The sequence below is a fragment of the Paenibacillus sp. NRS-1781 genome, assembly GCF_050467745.1.
In the GTDB taxonomy this organism is placed as follows: domain Bacteria; phylum Bacillota; class Bacilli; order Paenibacillales; family Paenibacillaceae; genus Paenibacillus; species Paenibacillus terrae_A.
In genome coordinates this window covers 80,445-101,781 of record NZ_JBITPI010000024.1, presented here as the reverse complement: position 1 = coordinate 101,781, position 21,337 = coordinate 80,445, and the positions used below count along the sequence as shown (strand labels likewise).

Annotated in this window: 22 protein-coding genes; 21 read left to right on the top strand and 1 reads right to left on the bottom strand. The window is 47.6% G+C overall.

Going from position 1 to position 21,337, the window contains the following annotated elements; genetic code table 11:
• Positions 1-132 precede the first annotated feature (132 nt).
• The 15 genes from ACIFO6_RS09565 to ACIFO6_RS09495 all read left to right on the top strand — a co-directional run bounded on the left by ACIFO6_RS09565 (position 133) and on the right by ACIFO6_RS09495 (position 12,528).
• A complete protein-coding gene (locus ACIFO6_RS09565) occupies positions 133-501 on the top strand; it encodes a putative DNA-binding protein (protein WP_430040302.1) in 369 nt (122 codons plus the stop codon).
• A 52-nt stretch (positions 502-553) separates the two neighbouring features.
• The gene (ffh, locus tag ACIFO6_RS09560) at positions 554-1,930 is read left to right on the top strand and encodes a signal recognition particle protein (protein WP_430040300.1); all 1,377 of its coding nucleotides are present in this window, start codon (positions 554-556) and stop codon (positions 1,928-1,930) included.
• Between the two features lie 67 nt (positions 1,931-1,997).
• Positions 1,998-2,270, top strand: a complete 273-nt coding sequence (gene rpsP / locus ACIFO6_RS09555) for a 30S ribosomal protein S16 (protein ID WP_014281051.1) — start codon at positions 1,998-2,000, stop codon at positions 2,268-2,270.
• Between the two features lie 23 nt (positions 2,271-2,293).
• Complete coding sequence (locus ACIFO6_RS09550; RefSeq protein ID WP_430040298.1) at positions 2,294-2,524, top strand: KH domain-containing protein; 231 nt, start codon at positions 2,294-2,296, stop codon at positions 2,522-2,524.
• A 97-nt stretch (positions 2,525-2,621) separates the two neighbouring features.
• Positions 2,622-3,137, top strand: a complete 516-nt coding sequence (gene rimM / locus ACIFO6_RS09545; RefSeq protein WP_430040296.1) for a ribosome maturation factor RimM — start codon at positions 2,622-2,624, stop codon at positions 3,135-3,137.
• Positions 3,137-3,940 carry a tRNA (guanosine(37)-N1)-methyltransferase TrmD gene (gene trmD, locus ACIFO6_RS09540; RefSeq protein WP_430040294.1) on the top strand — a complete coding sequence of 268 codons (804 nt, stop codon included), beginning with the start codon at positions 3,137-3,139 and terminating at the stop codon, positions 3,938-3,940. Before rimM ends, trmD begins: the two co-directional genes overlap by 1 nt.
• 246 nt (positions 3,941-4,186) lie before the next feature.
• Complete coding sequence (gene rplS / locus ACIFO6_RS09535) at positions 4,187-4,531, top strand: 50S ribosomal protein L19 (protein ID WP_010346403.1); 345 nt, start codon at positions 4,187-4,189, stop codon at positions 4,529-4,531.
• A 101-nt stretch (positions 4,532-4,632) separates the two neighbouring features.
• Positions 4,633-5,259 (top strand): signal peptidase I, encoded by a 627-nt coding sequence (gene lepB, locus ACIFO6_RS09530; RefSeq protein WP_044644889.1) that lies wholly within the window; start codon positions 4,633-4,635, stop codon positions 5,257-5,259.
• 87 nt (positions 5,260-5,346) lie between these two features.
• Entirely contained in the window at positions 5,347-6,207 is an 861-nt protein-coding gene (gene ylqF / locus ACIFO6_RS09525; protein WP_430040292.1) for a ribosome biogenesis GTPase YlqF, read from the top strand.
• Between the two features lie 201 nt (positions 6,208-6,408).
• Positions 6,409-7,050, top strand: coding sequence for a ribonuclease HII (locus ACIFO6_RS09520; protein WP_430040290.1), 642 nt, complete (start codon positions 6,409-6,411; stop codon positions 7,048-7,050).
• A gap of 115 nt (positions 7,051-7,165) precedes the next feature.
• Positions 7,166-9,232, top strand: coding sequence for a DNA ligase (locus ACIFO6_RS09515; protein WP_430040289.1), 2,067 nt, complete (start codon positions 7,166-7,168; stop codon positions 9,230-9,232).
• A complete protein-coding gene (locus tag ACIFO6_RS09510; protein WP_430040287.1) occupies positions 9,229-9,528 on the top strand; it encodes an EscU/YscU/HrcU family type III secretion system export apparatus switch protein in 300 nt (99 codons plus the stop codon). Before ACIFO6_RS09515 ends, ACIFO6_RS09510 begins: the two co-directional genes overlap by 4 nt.
• Positions 9,528-9,908, top strand: coding sequence for a YraN family protein (locus ACIFO6_RS09505; RefSeq protein ID WP_430040285.1), 381 nt, complete (start codon positions 9,528-9,530; stop codon positions 9,906-9,908). Before ACIFO6_RS09510 ends, ACIFO6_RS09505 begins: the two co-directional genes overlap by 1 nt.
• A 154-nt stretch (positions 9,909-10,062) precedes the next feature.
• Complete coding sequence (locus tag ACIFO6_RS09500) at positions 10,063-10,614, top strand: nitroreductase family protein (RefSeq protein ID WP_430040283.1); 552 nt, start codon at positions 10,063-10,065, stop codon at positions 10,612-10,614.
• A gap of 150 nt (positions 10,615-10,764) precedes the next feature.
• Positions 10,765-12,528, top strand: a complete 1,764-nt coding sequence (locus ACIFO6_RS09495) for a YifB family Mg chelatase-like AAA ATPase (protein ID WP_430040281.1) — start codon at positions 10,765-10,767, stop codon at positions 12,526-12,528.
• A 246-nt stretch (positions 12,529-12,774) separates the two neighbouring features.
• Here ACIFO6_RS09495 and ACIFO6_RS09490 read toward each other — a convergent pair whose 3' ends face one another.
• Positions 12,775-13,203 (bottom strand): organic hydroperoxide resistance protein, encoded by a 429-nt coding sequence (locus ACIFO6_RS09490; RefSeq protein WP_137062708.1) that lies wholly within the window; start codon positions 13,201-13,203, stop codon positions 12,775-12,777.
• A 147-nt stretch (positions 13,204-13,350) separates the two neighbouring features.
• Between ACIFO6_RS09490 and ACIFO6_RS09485 the strand changes: the two genes are divergently transcribed.
• From ACIFO6_RS09485 to trmFO, 6 genes are all read left to right on the top strand, one after another.
• Complete coding sequence (locus ACIFO6_RS09485) at positions 13,351-13,824, top strand: MarR family winged helix-turn-helix transcriptional regulator (protein WP_430040279.1); 474 nt, start codon at positions 13,351-13,353, stop codon at positions 13,822-13,824.
• 328 nt (positions 13,825-14,152) lie between these two features.
• The gene (gene sucC, locus ACIFO6_RS09480) at positions 14,153-15,313 is read left to right on the top strand and encodes an ADP-forming succinate--CoA ligase subunit beta (protein WP_430040277.1); all 1,161 of its coding nucleotides are present in this window, start codon (positions 14,153-14,155) and stop codon (positions 15,311-15,313) included.
• A 49-nt stretch (positions 15,314-15,362) separates the two neighbouring features.
• Entirely contained in the window at positions 15,363-16,292 is a 930-nt protein-coding gene (gene sucD, locus ACIFO6_RS09475; RefSeq protein ID WP_430040275.1) for a succinate--CoA ligase subunit alpha, read from the top strand.
• Positions 16,293-16,521: 229 nt separating this feature from the next.
• Positions 16,522-17,640: a DNA-processing protein DprA gene (dprA, locus tag ACIFO6_RS09470; protein WP_430040273.1), complete on the top strand. Its 1,119-nt coding sequence runs from the start codon at positions 16,522-16,524 to the stop codon at positions 17,638-17,640.
• A gap of 216 nt (positions 17,641-17,856) precedes the next feature.
• A complete protein-coding gene (gene topA / locus ACIFO6_RS09465) occupies positions 17,857-19,959 on the top strand; it encodes a type I DNA topoisomerase (protein WP_430040271.1) in 2,103 nt (700 codons plus the stop codon).
• 27 nt (positions 19,960-19,986) lie between these two features.
• Positions 19,987-21,327: an FADH(2)-oxidizing methylenetetrahydrofolate--tRNA-(uracil(54)-C(5))-methyltransferase TrmFO gene (gene trmFO, locus ACIFO6_RS09460; protein ID WP_430040269.1), complete on the top strand. Its 1,341-nt coding sequence runs from the start codon at positions 19,987-19,989 to the stop codon at positions 21,325-21,327.
• Positions 21,328-21,337: the final 10 nt, after the last annotated feature.

Below are 21,337 nucleotides of genomic sequence, written 5' to 3'. Positions count from 1 at the left end.
TTTAAGGGCAGTGGATTGGCTTTTTTTTGGTTGACAAGGGATAACGCTTGACATCTTCTTTTCTTTTATGTATGATAAGGATCGTTGAAAAGAACTGTAAAGTGTTTTTCCTTGACGATGGAGGTATACGCGATGAGTCAGGAGAATCGGCTGGAAAAGACAAACCGGATTAACCGACTGTTTGACTTCTATGAACCTTTACTTACGGAGAAGCAACAGATGTTTTTGAAATATTACTTCCATGACGATTTTTCTCTGGGAGAGATTGCCTCGGAATTTCAAATTAGCCGTCAGGCCGTGTATGAGCATATTAAACGTGCCGAGCAGGTGCTGGAAATGTATGAGGAAAAGCTCGGATTGCTTAGTAAACACGAGCGCAGAAGCCGAGATCTGGAAGAACTAAATACGGCGTTGTATGAAGCTTTCGGTAAAATCGGTGAACCCGATGAGGGCACTCTGCAACATGTTAATCAAATTGTAAATCGCCTGCAGGAATTGTAGGTCATATAGATTAGTAAACAAACAACCCTGGTAGACAAGGAGGTGCGAAAATATGGCATTTGAAGGATTATCGACCCGCTTGCAAAATGTATTCAGTAAACTGCGCGGCAAAGGAAAAGTGTCTGAGGATGATGTAGCTCAGGCGATGCGCGAAGTACGATTAGCTTTGCTGGAGGCGGACGTTAACTTCAAGGTTGTAAAGGACTTTATTGCCAAGGTGAAGGAGAAATCCATCGGCAAGGAAGTGATGGACAGCTTTACACCAGGTATGGTAATCATCGACATCGTGAACAAGGAACTGACCGAGTTGATGGGTGGCAGTCAAGCCAAGCTTGCCAAGGCAAACAAACCGCCTACGGTCATTATGATGGTGGGTCTCCAGGGCGCAGGTAAGACGACGACATCCGGTAAGCTGGCGAAGCTGCTGCAAAAGCAAAATCATCGCCCATTGCTTGTAGCTGGTGATATATATAGACCGGCTGCGATCAAGCAGCTACAGGTACTTGGTGAGCAGATTAATGCTCCTGTATTTACGCTTGGTGATCAGACAAGCCCGGTGGAGATTGCAAAACAGGGCTTACAGCATGCCAAGGATAACGGTAATGACTACGTTATTATAGATACTGCTGGTCGTCTTCATGTGGATGAAGAGCTTATGGAAGAGTTGCGTCAGATTCATGCGGACGTTAAGCCGGACGAAGTTCTGCTGGTTGTTGATAGCATGACTGGTCAGGATGCAGTAAACGTGGCAGAGCACTTTAACACCAGCTTGGAGTTAACAGGGGTTGTACTAACGAAGCTGGACGGTGATACCCGCGGTGGTGCGGCCTTGTCGGTTAAGGCTGTGACCGGATGCCCGATCAAGTTTGCTACATTGGGTGAAAAGCTGGATGCGATGGAGCCGTTTCATCCGGAACGGATGGCTTCACGGATTTTGGGTATGGGCGACATGTTGTCCCTGATTGAAAAAGCGCAATCCAATATCGACGCCGATAAGGCGAAGGAAATGGAACGGAAAATGCGCAATGCTGAATTTACCTTCGAAGATTTTCTGGAGCAGATGGATCAAGTTAAAAAGCTTGGCCCAATCGACCAGATTCTCGATATGATTCCCGGCATGGGCAATATGAAGCAAATGAAAGATGTCAAAGTGGATGATAAGCAGATGGGCCGGATTGAGGCTATCGTTCATTCCATGACCACACAAGAAAAGCAAAACCCGGACATGATTAATCATAGCCGCCGCAAGCGGATTGCTGTAGGCAGTGGAACATCACTGGCTGAGGTAAATCGCCTGATCAAGCAATTTGATGAAATGCGGCGCATGATGAAGCAGTTCTCAGATATGATGGGACCCAAGGGTGGCAAAAACAAAGCTCTGAAGCAGTTGAAGGGTATGGGTAAAGGTATGAAGTTTCCTTTCCGTTAAGGCTAATAGGCCGTTGGAATTATAGGATAACAATATACAGTCTACTTTTTGAAGGAGGTGAATTTTCGTGGCAGTTCGTATTCGTCTGAAACGTATGGGTGCACATAAAGCTCCTTTCTATCGCGTCGTGGTATCGGATTCCCGTTCCCCGCGTGACGGTCGTTTTATCGAAGAAATCGGTTATTACAACCCTATTACAGTACCAGCAGTTGTAAAAATTGATGAAGATAAAGCGTTGAAATGGTTGCAAGATGGCGCACAAGCATCCGATACAGTCCGCAACTTGCTTAGCAAAGCGGGCGTAATGAAAAAGTTTCATGAGCTTAAACAACAGAAATAAGGTGCTGATGCGGAGGGTCAACCATGGAAGAATTAGTGATAATCATTGCTAAGGCTTTAGTCGATCATCCGGAAGATGTAACCGTGAAGACCTTGGAGAAGGATCGGCTTGTCGTATATGAGCTTAGCGTGCATCCTGAGGATGTAGGCAAAATCATTGGCAAGCAGGGTCGTATCGCCAAGGCGCTTCGCACTGTGGTTACATCAGCAGCCGTTAAGATGGATAAACGGGTTACCGTAGACATCATATCTTAAAGATATACGAAAGTGGGTTAGGATGTATGTCCTAACCCTTTTTCGTACATGATGAAGATGATATGGAGCGGGACCGATTATATGCAGGAGGAACACGATGCAGCAATTCTTTAATGTCGGGAAAATTGTGAATACACACGGAATCCGCGGCGAGCTTAAAATATTAGCGACGACTGATTTCCCGGAGGATCGTTTTGACAAAGGCAGTGAGCTGTTGATCATTCCTGTGGATGGTAAAGCGCCGATCCCTGTAACTGTTGAAACAGCACGTTTTCAAAAAAATATGGTTGTAGCCAAATTCAAGGAATATCACAACATCAATGATGTTGAAAAGTATAAAGGCAGCTTATTGAAGGTATCCGCTGAACGGCTAGGCGAACTAGAGGAAAATGAGTTCTATTTTCATGAAGTTGTTGGCCTGGAAGTAGTGACAGAAGACGGAGAAAAGCTTGGTGTAGTGAAAGAGATTTTGACACCAGGAGCTAACGATGTATGGGTAGTCACAATGCCTGATGGTAAGGAACTGCTGTTGCCGTATATAGAAGATGTCATTTTGGATGTAAACGTGCCTGAAAAACGGGTTACGGTACGGTTGATGGAAGGACTACTGTAATGCGGGTGGATGTGCTGACCCTGTTTCCCGAAATGTTTGACGGTGTATTTAATGCAAGCATTCTGGGAAAAGCAAGGGATAAGGGAATCATATCACTGCAAGCGGTTAATTTTCGCCAATATGCCGGGAACAAGCATGGTCAAGTGGATGATACACCCTATGGCGGTGGGGGCGGGATGGTATTGAAGCCTGACCCGATTTTCACTGCGGTGGAGACGTTATTGGATGAAGCAGAGCATCCAACCATATTAGGGAACACAGACGAAGTTGTTCAAGGTGAAGAGGCCGGATTGAGTGCAGGTTTGAAAGCTCCGCGTATTATTTTGATGTGTCCGCAAGGTGAGACTTTTACGCAAAAGAAAGCGGAGGAGCTTGCTAAAGAGGACCATCTTATTTTTATATGCGGGCATTATGAGGGCTATGATGAGCGTATTCGCGAGTATTTGGTGACGGATGAGCTTTCTATCGGAGATTATGTGTTGACTGGTGGGGAACTGCCCGCCATGGTCGCTATAGATAGTGTGGCACGGTTGCTGCCTGGAGTGCTGGGCAATGAAACGAGTGCAGTAACGGACTCTTTCAGTACGGGTCTGCTGGAGTACCCGCATTATACGAGACCTGCTGAGTTTCGGGGCTGGAAGGTACCAGAGGTGCTGTTGTCAGGACATCACGTTAATATTGATGCCTGGAGACGACAGGAGGCGCTGTGTCGTACGATGGAACGTCGACCGGATCTGCTGGAGCAGGCTGAATTGACAAGCAAGGAACGGGTATGGATAGAGGAACAGCGCAAGATGGATTGATCATGGGAAGAGTGTATTGAAGAGCTTTAGCAATGAGTGGATTTGAAAGCAGGTGCTAACCTGTTTTATAATGTAATTAATTAAATATAATGTTTGGTCAAATCCCTTTTTCTTGTTGCAATGCGGTATCCTCCATGATACAATACATCTGTTGTGTGTAATACGGTGGTCCTCTGTGGATGATGAAGGAAACGGATGTGTTTCCAGAAGATGCATGAACACCTGTACGGAAGGAGGGAGTCATAGATGAATATCGTCCAAGCGATCACTGAAGAACAACTGCGTAAAGATTTGCCTAACTTTCGTCCCGGTGACACTTTGAAAGTGCACGTGAAAGTTATTGAGGGAACTCGTGAGCGTATCCAGTTGTTTGAAGGTGTTGTAATTAAACGCCGTGGTGGTGGAATCAGTGAGACTTTTACAGTTCGTAAAATTTCTTACGGTGTAGGTGTGGAAAGAACTTTCCCGCTTCATTCCCCGAAAATCGATAAAATCGACGTGGCTCGCCGTGGTAAAGTGCGTCGTGCGAAGCTTTATTATCTTCGTGAACTGCGCGGTAAAGCAGCGAGAATTAAAGAAATTCGTCGTTAATACAACGAATAACGAAAGGGGCTTGATTACAAGCTCCTTTCGTTTTTTCTACGTACATAGGGAACTGTGGATTATTGACCGTAAAGAGAGGACAGTGAGCTATGGAGCAAGAAGTAGGACAAGGAGCTATACAGCATCCGACTGAACAGGATGGCACACCCAAGCGTAAACCGAAAAATGAGATTTTCGAGTGGATCAAGGCCATCGTTATCGCGTTAGTGTTGGTCTTTTTAATCCGTTGGTTTCTTTTTAAGCCGTTTATTGTGGATGGTCCGTCGATGCAGCCAAACTTTCATACCGGAGAACGTGTCATTGTAAATGAAATTTTGTATGATTTCCGTTCCCCAAAACCGGGAGAGGTAATCGTGTTTCATGTGCCGGATGAAGGAAGAGACTTCATAAAGCGCGTCATTGCCGTTGAGGGCGACACGGTTAAGGTAGAAGGTGACACGATTACGGTGAATGGTAAACCTATTCAGGAGCCTTACTTGAAAGCTCCAGTGGAGGAAGCGCATCAAAATGGTGAGCTTTACAACAAGTTTACAAATTTCCCAAATGAAAATTTTAAGGATGGTAAAGTTCCGGCAGGACATATTTTTGTTATGGGAGATAACCGTTCCAACAGTACAGATAGTCGGATGATTGGATATATTGATTTGAAGGAAGTCGTCGGTCGTGCTGATGTTATTTTCTGGCCGGTGAAGGATATGAAGTGGATTAACCACTAGAACAACTAATATGCAGCATAGCTGCCGTAATCCTGACGCATAACCCTATGGGAAACGTTAGGAGTTACGATCAATGAGGTGATGACGGTGACGATACAATGGTTTCCTGGTCATATGACCAAAGCGCGCCGCCAAATTGAAGCAAAATTAAAGCTGATTGATTTGGTAATTGAGTTGATTGATGCTCGATTGCCGCTTTCCAGCCGAAATCCAATGATTGATGATATTTTGCAGGGCAAGCCGCGAATGATTATTTTAAATAAGGCAGATTTGGCGGACCCGGTTGTATCACAGCAGTGGATTGCCTATTTTAAGGAGCAAGGGCATATCGCCTTTCAGGTGGATGCTACAACAGGCACAGGGATGAAAGAAATTCCGGTTCAGGCCAAGTTGCTGCTTAAGGAAAAGATAGATCGACAGATATCAAAAGGTATGAATCCGCGCCCTATGCGTGCTTTGATTGTTGGTATTCCGAATGTTGGTAAATCGACTCTGATCAACCGTATGGCAGGACGTAGCATTGCGGCTACAGGCGATCGTCCTGGGGTGACGAAGGCACAGCAATGGATCAAGATTGGTGAAATTGAGCTGCTGGATACACCGGGTATTTTGTGGCCCAAATTCGAGGATCAGAATGTTGGTTATCGTCTGGCAGTTACAGGCGCGATCAAGGAAGAGATTTTGAATGTTGAGGATATCGCTTTTTTCGCGACAAAATATTTGGTTCAATATTACTGGGATGAGCTGGAAGCGCGCTTTGAGCTGACTGAACGTCCCGAGGATACGGAAAATGCCGATGAAATTGTCAGTGTCATGGAAGCGATTGGACGTAAACGCGGCTGTATTGTCAGCGGTGGACGTGTAGATCTCGAAAAGTCGTCAAAAATCATTTTACGTGAGCTGCGTGCAGGTAAGCTGGGACGTTTCAGTTTGGAAGCTCCTTACTGATTCGATTCTGCCTGATGTATCGGATACACCGCATAGCATAGTGTGGCAAGGAAGAACCTTCCCCATCTCTCCGGAGAGAGGAAGGTTTTTTGGTATGTGAAGGTAGGTTAACCAAAGGGGTTTTGGGATGGACAGGTCTGTGTTAAGCTGAATTAAATTGATGCAGAGCTTAAAATACATATAGATAGGCGGGTAGGGAGTATGGAAGAAAAAGCGGTAACGGACATGCTGCGCTATGAAAAAGAGTGCTGGGAGCAATCCTATGAGCGCATCGCTGGCATTGATGAGGTAGGCCGAGGATGTTTATTCGGGGATGTTGTGGCTGCGGCGGTCATTTTGCCGAACGGTGAGCTGCTGGAGGGCGTGGATGATTCCAAAAAGCTGACGGACAAAAAGAGGGAAACCTACTATGAGCTGATTATGGAGAAGGCCATCGCCGTAGGAGTCGGGTATGTGGACGCACGAACGATTGATGCCATCAATATTAAACAGGCAGCTCGTTTGGCTATGAAGCAGGCTGTTGAGGCTCTGCATGTATCTCCTGATTATTTACTTGTAGATGCAGAAAAGGTGGATTTGCCTATATCCCAGCTTTCTATTATTAAAGGAGATGCGAACAGCCAGTCTATTGCTGCGGCTTCTATTATTGCCAAGGTAACCCGTGATCGATTGTGCAAAGGTGAATGGGATGCAAAGTACCCGGAATATGGGATTGGCATACATAAAGGTTACGCTACGAAGCTGCATAGGGAACAAATTTTGACGCTGGGACCTACAGCAATGCATAGACGCAGCTTTCTTGGTAATTTGTTGATCGAGCAACCGACGTTGTTTGACCTGTAAATACTTATTATGAGTCGGGACTGTGCCGATATAATGTATACCTAAGGATTTTGCAAAATCCTGACCTAATAAAATAGGCCCCTTGAATATGGGGCATGAAGAGAGGAGGGACCCTATGAATATCGGATCTGTATTTCGAGGATTACTTGGTGATGTGAAGGCGGGAGAGGCTAAAAAGCTCGATATGCAGCCAGGTCAGGTCGTGCGAGGCGTCGTATTAAAGGTGTCTGAGGACGGCGGTGAGGCTGTGTTGCAAATTCAAGGTTCCCAGGTCAGAGCCAAGCTGGAAACCCCTCTTCAACCTGGGCAGTCCACATTACTCCAGGTCCAGCCAGCTTCTCCCAGCGGAATGACTGTACTTAAGCCTTTGAACGATGCAGCCAACACAGGGCAGCAGACTGTAGCGCTGGCAGATGTACTGGATTCGGTGGGACTACCGGATACAGCGCAGAACAGGGAGCTGATACAGGCGATGCAAAAGAATGGCGTACCGTTGACATCGGAAAATGCGGCTTCTTTACGAGACGCTTTGGCGAAGCAGCCGGGAAAAGTACAAATAGAGACTTTTGTGCAGGCAGCAGCGGTTGCCTTTCAACGTGGATTGCCGTTGACGGCGGAAAGTATAAACGGCCTGCGACAGGCGATGTTTGGCCCTCCTTTAAATGATCTTTTGTCTTCGCTGGAGCAGGAGCTTGAAGCAGTATTCAAGCAGCAAGGACAAGGAGCATCTGCTGACCGTACGGCGGGAGAAGCAACAGCGGTAAAGGGGGCTGACCGAATGTCCCCTGCTCCATCAGGCGCTTCTTCAGCTGTGATTGCAGATGCACCAGAAGGCCAAGCTCCTGTATTGTCCAAAGATGCCGCTGCTGTTGCTACAAAGCAGGCAGAAGTGGCACAGGCAGCAGGAGGCAAGGAGACGCTGAAAGGGACTCAGGCGGCAAATCTTGCTGCTATGGTGGGTGAAGCGGGCGCTTCGGCGACAGACACGGATGCTCCGACTGGAACTGCTGCATCTGTAGCTAAAGGTGCTGCCTCCGGGGAACCAGCACTAGCTAATGGGCGTGGAACCATAGCCACGGACGTGGTAGCGGACTCTGGTGTAAATGCACCTGAATCGGGCCCTGATGCATTGAGGGCTCCACGTGCCGGAGCGGAGCAGCCGCAAGCTGCTACAGCGGGTACACAGCAGCCTAAGAACGCCGACGCCGCTACAGCTGACCGTGCCGCCGCACCGCAGCCCGCTGCGGGCAACGCGGCCACGCCGGAGGCGCCTCTTCAGCGGCTGCGTACGCTGCTGCAAGAGCTGCGCGCGGCGGTGCCGCCCGCGCTGGGCACGGCTGCGCCGGAGCAGCCCGCAACAGAAGCACCGCAGCCTGCGGCTGGCGCTCTGCGGGCTACGGACGCTGCTGCTGTGCAGCCAGCGGCGTCCGTGCCGTCCAGCACGCAGCTCACCCCCACGGAGGACCCGTGGGTGGGCCGTGTGCTGAAGCTGCTCGGTGCAGAGCACGAGCAGCAGGTACACCGCGCGGCTGCACAGACCGCGCAGGGAACGGCGGCGGCCCGTATGGAGCCGCCGGAAGGAGCGCAGCCGCTGCCGGGATTAGCGGCTGCGGCGGGCGGTGCGGTGTCAGCGGACGCCGACACCGTGAAAGGGGCGCTGCTCCAGTTAATGAGCAGCGCTGACCTGCCGCCCGCTCTGAAAGAGACGGCGCAGCAGGTCGTGCAGCACCTGACGGGTCAGCAGCTGCTGCTGAATACGGATCGGACGGCCCCTTTTGCACAGGTACACATGTTTATTCCATTTGTCGGTCCGGATGGTCGTGAAACAGCTACGATCCAGATTCAGTCTCGACGTGGTAAACGCGGGGAGCTGGATGCATCCAACTGCCGGCTTTGGTTTGATTTGGACATGAAGGCGCTAGGGCCGACATTGGTGGATGTGCAAGTCGTGGACCGGATTGTGAGCCTCAAGCTCCATAACGATCAGGATTGGGCCGCTTCGCTGTTGACCAGTGGGCGTGAATCCATTCATACGGCGCTGGAATCACTAGGATATCAGCTTTTATCGTTGCGTACCGAACCGATGCCGATAAGGACTGGACAGGAGAGCAAAGGTCTGGTCTCTTCGGAGGTACAAAGCTATGTGCCTCAGCCGTATAAAGGAGTCGATCTTAAAATATGAAAGAGCCGTTGGAGGCTCCTTCTCCTTCCAGGAAGAAGGCTGTCGCCCTTAAATATACGCCCGGTGAGAGCGAAGCCCCAATCGTCGTTGCCAAAGGAAGCGGTCGTATTGCGGATAGCATTTTGGAAAAAGCCAAAGAGCACGGCGTTCCCGTTCAAGAGGATGCCGCACTGGTTGAGGTATTGTCCAAGCTTGATTTGGATGAGCAAATTCCTGCTGAGCTATATCAGTTAGTGGCAGAGGTGCTCACCTATATATATCAAATAGATAAGCTTGCTCCAAGGGATGACAGCTGATGAGGGACATGAGGACCGGAGGCAAGGATCACCGAAAAGCCAAAGGAGCTTTGGGTGAACAGGCAGCGGCTTCGTTTTTGGAAAATCGGGGTTATCGTATCATAGAGCGTAACTGGCGATGTCGTAGCGGTGAAATGGATCTGATTGCCGCGCAGGATGATATTCTCGTGTTTATTGAAGTACGTAGCCGAAGTAGCTCCAATTATGGAACGCCTGCAGAATCAATCACGGCACGTAAAATAACCCAGGTTCGCCAGACAGCCGCTGTTTATCTGCATATGAACGGGATAGAGGATGTTCCAATCCGTTTTGATATGATCTCTGTACGATTGATTGACGAAACCGCAGTCGTCACGGAGCACATAATTGAGGCATTTTAAAAGAGCGATAAATTTTTTGAAGGTTCATTTCGAATTTTATATGTACAGGTTGACAGGAAGGAATGCTAAAGGTATATTTTATTGAGAATGGTTATCATTTTGAAAATATAGTTATAGTGATATCCACGAGCTATACCTGTGAAGGAGGATATACGTGACAGAGCAACCCTTTAGTGAACATGTCATAGATGTAATTCAGGAACGACGGACCATTAAACGGTTCAAATCCGACCCCATTTCGGTAGATACCATTAAAGAACTGCTGGACGTTGCTGTATGGGCCCCCAATCATAAAATGCGTGAGCCATGGCGTTTTCTCTTGTTTGCCGGTGACGGCCGGAAAAAGCTTGCTGAAGCTATTGAAGCCGATATTGGCAAGGATAATAAATTCGAAAGCGGCATTTTACACAATCCGATTCAGCTTTTAGTTGTGTTGGAGGAAGACCCTCGTCAGGCAGTTTGGGATGAGGATTTTGCAGCGGTTAGTGCCCTTGTACAAAACTTTATGCTTGCCGCATGGAGTAAAGGAATCGGAACGTTCTGGGTCACCAAGCCTTTTCTTTATTCGCCGAAATTCCGCAAGCATTTGGGAATCCAGCCTGGTGAGAAGGTCATAGGCATGGTGTATGCAGGTTATCCTGAAGTCATCCCAGAACCAAGACCACGTATTCCAGCAGCAGATAAGCTAACCCTGTTTGACAAATAATCTTTTGTCGAATAACCTTGATTAGACAGCTTGAAAATTAAAGATGTAACATTACATTTGCAACAGATGAAAATTTGGAAGCACCTTTTTTCATATATGCAATGCTCCCTAGGGGAGACATTTCAATATGAGGAGAGGTGTTTTTTTGTTATGTATGGAAAACTACATGGAGCTTGTCTTTATGGAATAGACGGTGTCCTGATTGAAGTTGAGACTGATTTGTCTAATGGGTTACCTCAAACTGCGATCATCGGATTGCCGGATTCAGCCATTCGAGAGGCTGTAGAGCGCGTAAGAGCAGCGATCAAAAACTGCGGTTTCAAATATCCGTCCCAGCGTGTAACCATAAATTTGGCTCCTGCTGATTTACGTAAGGAAGGCTCATCCTTTGACTTTGCAATCGCTTTGGGACTGCTGACAACTAGCGGACAAGTCGTTTTACCTGTGGGGGAACGAACGTTATTTATCGGTGAACTAGCGTTAGACGGAAGTATTCGCCCCGTGAATGGGGTATTGTCTATGGTTGATTTGGCCAAGCGAGAAGGATTTCATTCGGTGCTGCTTCCTGAGGAAAATGCAGGTGAGGCATGTCTGATCACGGGTATACGTATTTACGCGGTTCGTCATCTGATGGATCTCATTCCAGCAAAAGATCACGGACAATACGCTATTGAAGATCAATCAAAAGATCGGAATTCTAACTACTTACCTGATCCAATGGATGATGAGGCAACTAATCAAACAGCTAATCAAATAATTAGTCAAGACATTAAGCAAGCTATGGATCCAGCTCCTACGCCAATCCCGAATGAAGCCGAACACTATGCCCAAGATAAGCGTATTACTGCTAGACAGCAGATCATTATCCACACTTATGACCATTTGCCTCAGGCAGATCAGATACCTATGGGTGAGGTCAAAGAGATAATTGACGCTATGGAGGATTACAGCGATGTATTGGGCCAGCTACACGCCAAACGAGCGCTGGTTATCGCTGCTGCTGGAATGCACAATATCCTCCTTATCGGGCCGCCAGGTGCCGGAAAAACGATGCTTATCCGCAGGCTGCCATCCATTCTGCCGCCCTTGACCGAAAAAGAGGCATTGGAGGTTACCAAAATTTACAGCGCCGCCGGCAAGTGGAAGGAGTCGTCGCCTCATTTGATGAACATTCGCCCCTTCCGTTCACCTCATCATACGATTTCCGCTGCTGGACTGGTGGGTGGCGGTGGCATTCCCAAGCCGGGAGAAATTAGCCTTGCCCATCGGGGGATTTTATTTCTGGATGAGTTACCTGAGTTTAGTCGTCATGTGCTAGAGGTACTGAGGCAGCCGTTGGAAGATCGCAATGTAACAATTAGCCGTTCACGTGCAGTTTTTAAGTACCCGGCACACTTTTTACTTGCAGCTTCTATGAACCCGTGTCACTGCGGCTTTTTCGGAAGTGATACGCAACATCAGCGCTGTACCTGTTCACCTGCTGCGGTAGCCCGCTATCGTTCGCGTATTTCTGGTCCATTACTGGACCGGATCGATCTTCAGCTTGAGGTATCGCAACCGAAGGATTGGCGTGAGGAAAAGGAGTCACTGTCATCCGCTGAAATGCGAAGACAGGTACTAGCTGCTCAAGCGATACAAATCGATAGGTACAGCAAGCTTCCTTTTTCATGGAATAGCGAACTATCCGGTCAAATGCTCCGGAAATATGCGGTATTAGAACTCAATGCGGCAGAGCTGCTTGATCAGACGATGGATGCGCTCGGTTTAAGCATGCGTGCGTATGATCGAATTCTCAAGCTGTCACGCACGATTGCAGACTTGAGTCAATCAGAGAAGATCACTGTGTCGCATATAGCTGAAGCCATTCAATATCGGAATATGGACAGGGCACATGCCAATATTTCAGAAGAATAACGCGGCATAGAAGTAATTCCATAGACAAAAAAAGCTCCAGACGCTAAGTTCTGGAGAAGAAAAAAGATTATGACAACGTGATTATACAATAAGTATATCAATTCCGTATATACGATTATGCATCATCTCCCATGTTACTTGATGGAAGAAAAACCAGCTATCCATCCTTTGTTGAGAAGGTGTAGCTGAAAGTATACAAAGCCTCCGAACCAGAAACAGCTCGGAGGCTTTTTTGTAAAAATCGGATTAGAGCACGTTCAGCTTGACTTCAATGTTGCCGCGGGTAGCGCGGGAGTAAGGACACTGTTCATGTGCGCCTTCTACCAGCTTTACCGCTGTTTCATGGTCAACGCCTTTCACCAGTACATCGAGGTTTACTCCGATTCCAAAGCCGCCGTCTTCAACTTTACCGAAATTGACCGTTGCTGTTACTTCGGTACCTTCATGTTTAATACGCTGCATGCGGGCAACCATATTCAAAGCACTGTCAAAACACGCTGAATAGCCTGCTGCGAACAATTGCTCAGGATTCGTACCCGCGCCACCAGCACCGCCCATTTCTTTGGGTGTATCAATATTTAAACGAAGTTCAGGGGAAGAAGACTCGACATAACCATTACGTCCACCAACTGCTTTCACTGTGGTTTCATACATTTTTTGTTGAATGGTCATCATAATTCGATCACTGCCTCTCGTTCAATTTATATTTTACACAATTTAATTTATCAAAATAATTATTATTTGTAAAGTGTTTTGTGCAATTAGCATGCTTTTTGATATATAATGTGATAAAATTATGACGAAAGTAGGTGATCTGACAGCATGGACAATAACAAACTGAATGAAGGTACAGCATTAAAACTTGATAATCAGTTATGCTTTGCCATATATGCGTGCTCCAGAGAGATTACGAAGCTATACCAGCCTTATCTGGAAAATATTGGTGTGACATACTCACAGTATTTGGTGCTCATTGTGTTGTGGGAGCGCGAGGAATGTACAGTGAAGGAATTAGGCGAGGCGTTGTATCTGGACTCAGGCACACTGACCCCGTTATTGAAAAGATTGCAGAATGCCGGACTCATTGACCGGAAGCGTTCGACTCAGGATGAACGTAAGGTGCTGATTTCTTTGACTCCTGAAGGAAGTGCATTGCGGGAAAAAGCGCAATCTGTACCGGGATGTATTCAGGAAAAAACAAGCATGACCCATGATCATTTCGGTTCGCTTCTGCATCAATTCAATGATCTACTGGATCGAGTTCATGAAGCGAATGTGCAGGTTGAAAAATCATAATCGGTATTTCCGGCTACATTACGAATTTCTTGTTATGTAGCAGCCCGTAGCTGGATGAAGGAATGCCCCAATGAACTAAAGTACCTCTCATACGGATTTAATAAATTCCGCACTTGAAGAGGTTCTTTTTTTTGTATTCTATTAAGATAAATATCCATTAATATCCAAGCATTCGATTTTGGGAATGATAATGATATCAAAATACTGTAATTCATAAGGTTAAATTATAAGGAAAGCGTTTTAAAAACATGTTACAATGATGTAGGTTTAGTATAGATTTCCTTGTGAACCGCCCTTGTTGCAGTCATGTTGATAGGAGGATTCCAGAATGAATATCCATGAATATCAGGGTAAAGAAGTATTGAAGCAGTACGGAGTGGCTGTACCGAACGGTAAGGTTGCCTATACGGTGGAGGAAGCCGTTGCTGCAGCAGAATCGCTTGGAAGCGCTGTTACGGTGGTAAAGGCGCAAATTCATGCCGGTGGACGTGGTAAAGCGGGCGGTGTGAAGGTGGCCAAAAGCTTGGATGAAGTGCGTACCTATGCTTCTGAAATTTTGGGTAAGGTACTGGTGACACATCAGACCGGGCCTGAAGGCAAAGAGGTTAAACGCCTTTTGGTAGAGGAAGGCTGCGATATTCGTAAAGAGTATTACGTCGGTGTTGTCGTGGATCGTGCGACCGGACGTGTCGTGATCATGGCCTCAGAAGAAGGCGGTACGGAAATCGAAGAGGTAGCTGCGGCTACTCCGGAGAAAATTTTTAAAGCGGTTGTTGATCCGGCGATTGGGCTTCAGGTATATCAGGCGCGCAAACTGGCGTATGACATTAACATCCCGAATGAGCTGGTGAACAAGGTGGTTAAGTTCATGCAGGCGCTCTATGAAGCTTTTGTGGACAAGGATTGTTCGATTGCAGAGATCAATCCGTTGGTCGTCACAGGTGACGGGAATGTGCTGGCGTTGGATGCCAAACTGAATTTTGACTCTAATGCGCTGTTCCGCCACAAGGATATTTTGGAGCTGCGTGATTTGGACGAAGAGGACGAGAAAGAAATCGAAGCTTCCAAATACGATCTGAGCTACATCGCATTGGACGGAAATATTGGGTGTATGGTCAACGGGGCAGGTCTTGCAATGGCGACGATGGACATTATCAAATATTACGGTGGCGATCCGGCCAACTTCCTGGACGTAGGGGGCGGTGCGACGACAGAAAAGGTAACCGAAGCGTTCAAAATCATTTTGTCCGATCCGAAGGTAAAGGGCATTTTTGTGAACATTTTCGGCGGAATTATGCAGTGTGACATTATTGCGAACGGTGTGGTGGAGGCTGCCAAGCAATTGGGGCTGACACGTCCGCTTGTTGTCCGTCTCGAAGGTACGAATGTCGAGTTGGGTAAACAGATTTTGGCGGAATCCGGTTTGAATATCGTGGCGGCTGATTCCATGGCGGACGGTGCCCAGAAAATCGTCGAACTTGTTCAATAGCCTGTTTGCATTCCGATATGCCGAATAAACGATAGGGGATGTGAAGATCGTGAGTATTTTGGTTGATAAGCATACAAAGGTGATTACACAGGGGATTACGGGAAAAACGGCGTTATTCCACGCCAAGGGTGCGCTTGATTATGGCACACAGATGGTAGGAGGCACCTCTCCAGGCAAGGGCGGCACCGAGGTGGAAATTACGCTGGAGAACGGACAGCAGGTCAAGTTGCCCGTGTTTAACACAGTCAGCGAAGCGAAGACTGCTACAGGCGCGACAGCGAGTGTTATTTATGTGCCGCCTGCTTTTGCTGCGGATTCCATTTTGGAGGCTGTGGATGCAGAGTTGGACCTCGTGATTTGTATAACCGAGGGCATTCCGGTGCTTGATATGATCAGGGTAAAACGTTTTATGGAAGGTAAAAAGACCGTTCTGATCGGTCCTAACTGTCCAGGCGTAATTACACCGGGAGAGTGCAAAATTGGCATCATGCCGGGCTACATTCATCTGCCGGGCCATGTAGGCGTTGTGTCACGTAGTGGCACGCTGACCTATGAAGCGGTGCATCAGCTGACTACCCGGGGCATCGGACAATCCTCTGCGGTAGGTATCGGCGGGGACCCGGTTAAAGGATCGGAATTTATTGATATTTTGCAACGCTTCAATGAAGATCCTAACACGCATGCTGTCATTCTGATCGGAGAAATCGGCGGTACAGCCGAGGAGGAAGCTGCCGAGTGGATTCGAGACAATATGAAGAAACCGGTGGTCGGTTTTATCGGCGGTGTGACTGCGCCTCCAGGCAAACGAATGGGGCATGCGGGCGCCATCATTTCCGGTGGAAAAGGAACTGCCAAGGAGAAAATCGCTACGCTTGAAGCCTGTGGTATTAAGGTGGCACCGACTCCTTCCGAGATGGGCTCGACGCTGGTCAGTGTGCTGGAAGCACGTGGTATTTTGAATTTATGTACTACACATTAAATCGTGTTTCTTCATTAATATACAAGCTGTAAAATGGCATCGAAATTTGCCGCTTGCTAGTGTATAATGAAAGAAAGGTAAGCAACCTTTTTGTCTTCTTAAACAGGGGATGAAAAGGTTGCTTTTTTTTGCGTTAGGACAGGGTCATATGGGAAACGCTTGCAAAATGATACGTTGTGCCACAAAATAAGGGAGGGTTCACTCTTCCCGTGAATGGGGGAACCGCAGTTTGGAAGAAAGATGGCTTTTGCTGGGTTTGCATGAATTAGAGGGTATCGGTAGAAAAACAATTCAGCGTATTTGGTCGAGTGACTACCGACTGCATGAACTGCTGCATTTTAGCGAGCAGAAATGGATTGAGGTAGGTTTAAATCCCGCTCAGGCCCGTATAGCGGCGCAGCGTTACGATGAAGATTGGGTACATGAAATATATCAGCGCGTTCGATCCGGCCATATCGGAGTGATTACTTATCTGGATGAGGATTATCCCTTATTAATGAAGGAAACGGTTGACGCGCCTTGGGTATTGTATACGAAAGGGGACATTTCACTTTTGCATACATGCTCTGTAGCTATGGTGGGGACCCGCATTCCTACGGCTTATGGACGCAGAGCGGCCGAAATGCTGACAGAGGGATTGTGTGATGCAGGCATGACAGTAGTCAGTGGCTTGGCGAGAGGGATCGACAGTATTTGCCACGAAGCTGCCCTGCGCCGGGGAGGCCATACGATTGGGGTGCTTGGAACAGCGATTGATCAAATTTATCCACCCCAAAATGCATCTTTATTTGCAGAGATGGCGAGCAGAGGCTTGATTGTATCGGAATATCCACCAGGCACCAGATCGCATCCGGGAATGTTTCCCCAGCGTAACCGGATCATTGCCGGTCTGACACGGGGAACCGTTGTCGTGGAAGCAGATGTAAGAAGCGGTTCTCTAATTACAGCTGATGCTGCGTTGGAGGCAAATCGAGATGTGTTCGCCGTTCCGGGACCGATTACATCACCGAAGAGCAGAGGTACGTTAAGTTTGATTAAGCAAGGGGCGAAAACGGTCACCGAAGCTTCGGATATTGTAGAGGAGTACGTAGCCGATTTGCGTACAAGGGATGTTTCTTCATACAATAGAGAGCAGAGTCTGGTTGTGAATGGGGTCTCCAAAGTAGCAGTGAGTGAGACTTCCGAGGAAAAGCGTGTCGTGCTGTTACTGGAGCAGGGAACCCTGACACTGGATGAACTGCTTGAAGCAACTGCTTGGGATTTTGGACTTTTACACTCAGTTCTGTTATCGTTAATCATAAAAAAAAGGATCGCCCAGCTTGCGGGTACAAAATACAAACTTATTTAATAGTTGATTTTGCAAATCCTTAATGTAGTAATTGCACAAATTCAGTATTAAACATCCGGGGATGGGAGTTTAGATATTTATCCGCATAGCGGACTCCTGGTCCCTACCTTCTTCCTGAAATGTGTTGACTTTATAGCTCGGAGCGTCTCTGCGCTATAACTCACCACATTTCAGGAAGTCTATCCTATTGTACGTAATTGAGAGGAGGAAGAGCCTATGGCGGATTCACTCGTCATCGTGGAATCGCCTTCCAAGGCGAAGACGATCGGCAAATACTTGGGCAGCAAATATATCGTCAAGGCTTCCATGGGTCATATCAGGGATTTGCCAAAGAGTCAGATCGGCGTAGAGGTTGAAAATGATTTTAATCCCAAATACATTACCATTCGAGGAAAAGGCTCAATTTTGAAAGAATTAAAGGATGCCAGAAAAAAAGTAAAAAAAGTATATTTGGCGGCTGACCCGGATCGCGAAGGCGAAGCTATTGCTTGGCATTTGGCGCATGCGCTGGATCTGGACGATACAGCAGACTGCCGCGTTGTATTTAATGAGATCACAAAGCAGGCCGTCAAGGATGCTTTTAAAACACCACGCAAAATCAATATGGATTTGGTCAATGCCCAACAAGCACGGCGGATTCTTGATCGGCTTGTTGGCTACAAAATCAGTCCATTGCTTTGGAAAAAGGTAAAGAAGGGCTTGTCCGCAGGGCGTGTGCAGTCGGTTGCCGTGAAAATTATCCTGGACCGGGAAAACGAGATTAATGAGTTTGTGCCGGAAGAGTATTGGACGATCACAGCCAAACTGGCGATTAAGGAAAGTACCTTTGAGGCGAAATTCCATCAGCTTCGTGGCCAAAAGAAAGAGCTCTCCAGCGAAGCGGATGTACAAGAAGTGCTGGAGGCTATCGGCAAGTCGTCTTACAAGGTCCGTGATGTGAAAGAGAAAGAGCGTTTGCGCAATCCTTCTCCACCATTCACGACTAGCTCCTTGCAGCAAGAGGCGGCTCGGAAACTCAACTTCCGTGCATCCAAAACAATGTCCGTGGCCCAGCAGCTGTATGAGGGTGTGGACTTGGGCAAGGAAGGAACCGTGGGTCTGATTACGTATATGCGTACGGATTCCACACGAATCGCCGTCTCGGCCCAAGAGGAAGCGAAGGAATTCATTATTCAGAAATATGGTGAAGCTTTTGTACCTGAAAGTCCTCGTCAATATTCCAAAAAAGCGGCCAACGCCCAGGATGCACATGAAGCGATTCGTCCAACCTCCGCGCTGCGTGATCCGGAAACGGTTAAGCCGTTTATGAGCCGTGATCAGTTCCGTTTGTACAAACTGGTATGGGAGCGTTTTATGGCCAGTCAGATGGCTTCGGCAATTATGGATACCTTGTCCGTTGATATTGAAGCGGGTGAGACTATATTCCGTGCAGCCGGTTCGAAGGTTCGTTTTCCAGGCTTCATGAAAGTGTATGTGGAGGGGAATGACGACGGCAAAACCGAAGAAGATAAGCTGCTGCCGCCGCTTAAACCGGGCGACAAGCTGAAAAAGGAATCGGTTGAGCCGAAGCAGCATTTCACGCAACCGCCTCCCCGTTATACAGAAGCACGGCTGGTGAAAACGCTGGAGGAACTGGGTATCGGGCGTCCGAGTACGTATGCACCGACACTGGAAACTATTCAGAAGCGTGGCTATGTCGCCATTGAAGAGAAGAAGTTCTTCCCTACAGAGCTGGGAGAACTGGTCATCGAGCAGATGGAGGAATTCTTTCCTGAAATTCTGAACGTGGAGTTCACGGCCAATATGGAGGGTGATCTTGATCACGTAGAAGAAGGCGAAGGAGACTGGGTCAAGGTCTTGAGTGACTTTTACGAGTCGTTTGAGAAGCGTCTGGAAGTGGCAGAGGAAGAAATGAAGGAAATTGAGATAAAGGATGAAGAATCCGATGTCATTTGTGACAAATGTGGCAGCCCGATGGTGTATAAGCTCGGCCGCTTTGGTAAATTTCTAGCTTGCTCTGCGTTCCCGGATTGTCGTAATACGAAGCCGATTGTCAAGGATATCGGAATTAATTGTCCTACATGTGGTGAGGGCCATGTGGTGGAACGGCGGAGTAAAAAAGGACGTATCTTTTATGGATGTGATCGTTATCCTGAATGCGATTTTGTATCCTGGGATAAACCGTCTATTAAGCCTTGTCCAAGTTGTGCTAGCCTAATGGTTGAAAAACGTACCAAAAAGGGAACGAAGCTCAACTGTACCGTCTGCGATCACAGTGAAATGCTGGAAGATAGCGACGAGGGTGTAGAGACTTCATAAGAACAACAATAGCAGGGGGATTTAAACGTGAGTGAACTACAAAAGGTAACGGTCATCGGAGCAGGTTTGGCGGGCAGCGAAGCTGCCTGGCAGATTGCAAGCCGTGGTGTGCCTGTTAAGTTATATGAAATGAGACCGGTTGTCAAAACACCGGCACATCATACAGATAAATTTGCCGAGCTGGTGTGCAGCAATTCTTTACGGGCAAATGGTTTGACTAACGCGGTAGGTGTGCTGAAGGAAGAAATGAGAATATTGAACTCCTTGATTTTGAATGCCGCAGATCGTCATGCTGTTCCGGCTGGTGGTGCGCTGGCGGTGGATCGAGATGGATTTTCCGGCCATATTACAGATACCCTTCATCAACATCCGCTTATTGAGGTTGTCAATGAGGAGCTTCAGGAAATTCCACAGGATGGGATCGTGGTCATTGCTACCGGTCCTTTAACTTCTCCGGCTTTGTCGGAACAGATTAAATCGCTGATGGGAGAAGAGTATTTTTACTTTTACGATGCGGCGGCCCCGATTGTGGAGAAGGACTCTATCGACATGAGCAAGGTTTATCTGGCTTCCCGCTATGATAAGGGAGAAGCAGCCTACTTGAACTGTCCGATGAATGAAGCGGAATTTGACGCTTTTTATGAGGCGCTGATTACGGCTGAGGTGGCACAAGTTAAGGAATTCGAAAAAGAAATTTATTTCGAAGGCTGTATGCCTATTGAAGTGATGATGCAGCGAGGTAAGCAGACGGCATTGTTTGGACCGATGAAACCAGTGGGTCTCGTGAACCCACATACAGGAGAGCTGCCACATGCCGTTGTACAGCTTCGTCAGGATAATGCGGCGGGTACACTGTACAACCTGGTTGGGTTCCAGACTCATCTGAAATGGGGAGAGCAAAAGCGCGTATTTTCCATGATACCGGGCCTGGAGAATGCAGAGTTTGTACGTTATGGTGTAATGCATCGCAACACCTTTATTAATTCCCCACAGCAGCTTCATCCGACCTATCAGTTCAAAGGCAGAAGTAATCTGTTCTTTGCCGGACAAATGACTGGAGTAGAAGGGTACGTGGAATCTGCGGCCTCGGGTTTGCTGGCGGGAATGAATGCAGCACGTGCGGCGAGTGGACAAGAAATGTTTGTATTCCCAGCGGAAACGACACTGGGAAGTATGGCCCGTTACATCACAACCGCTGATTTCAAGCATTTTCAGCCGATGAATGCGAACTTCGGTCTGCTGCCAAAGCTGGAAATGCGTATTCGCAACAAGAAGGAAAAGAACGAAGCGCTTGCTAACCGTGCGCTGGAAAGCTTGCGTGGTTACATCAACGAAGCGGAAGTTATGTCAGCCGAAGTACAGGCATAAGGATGAAGGA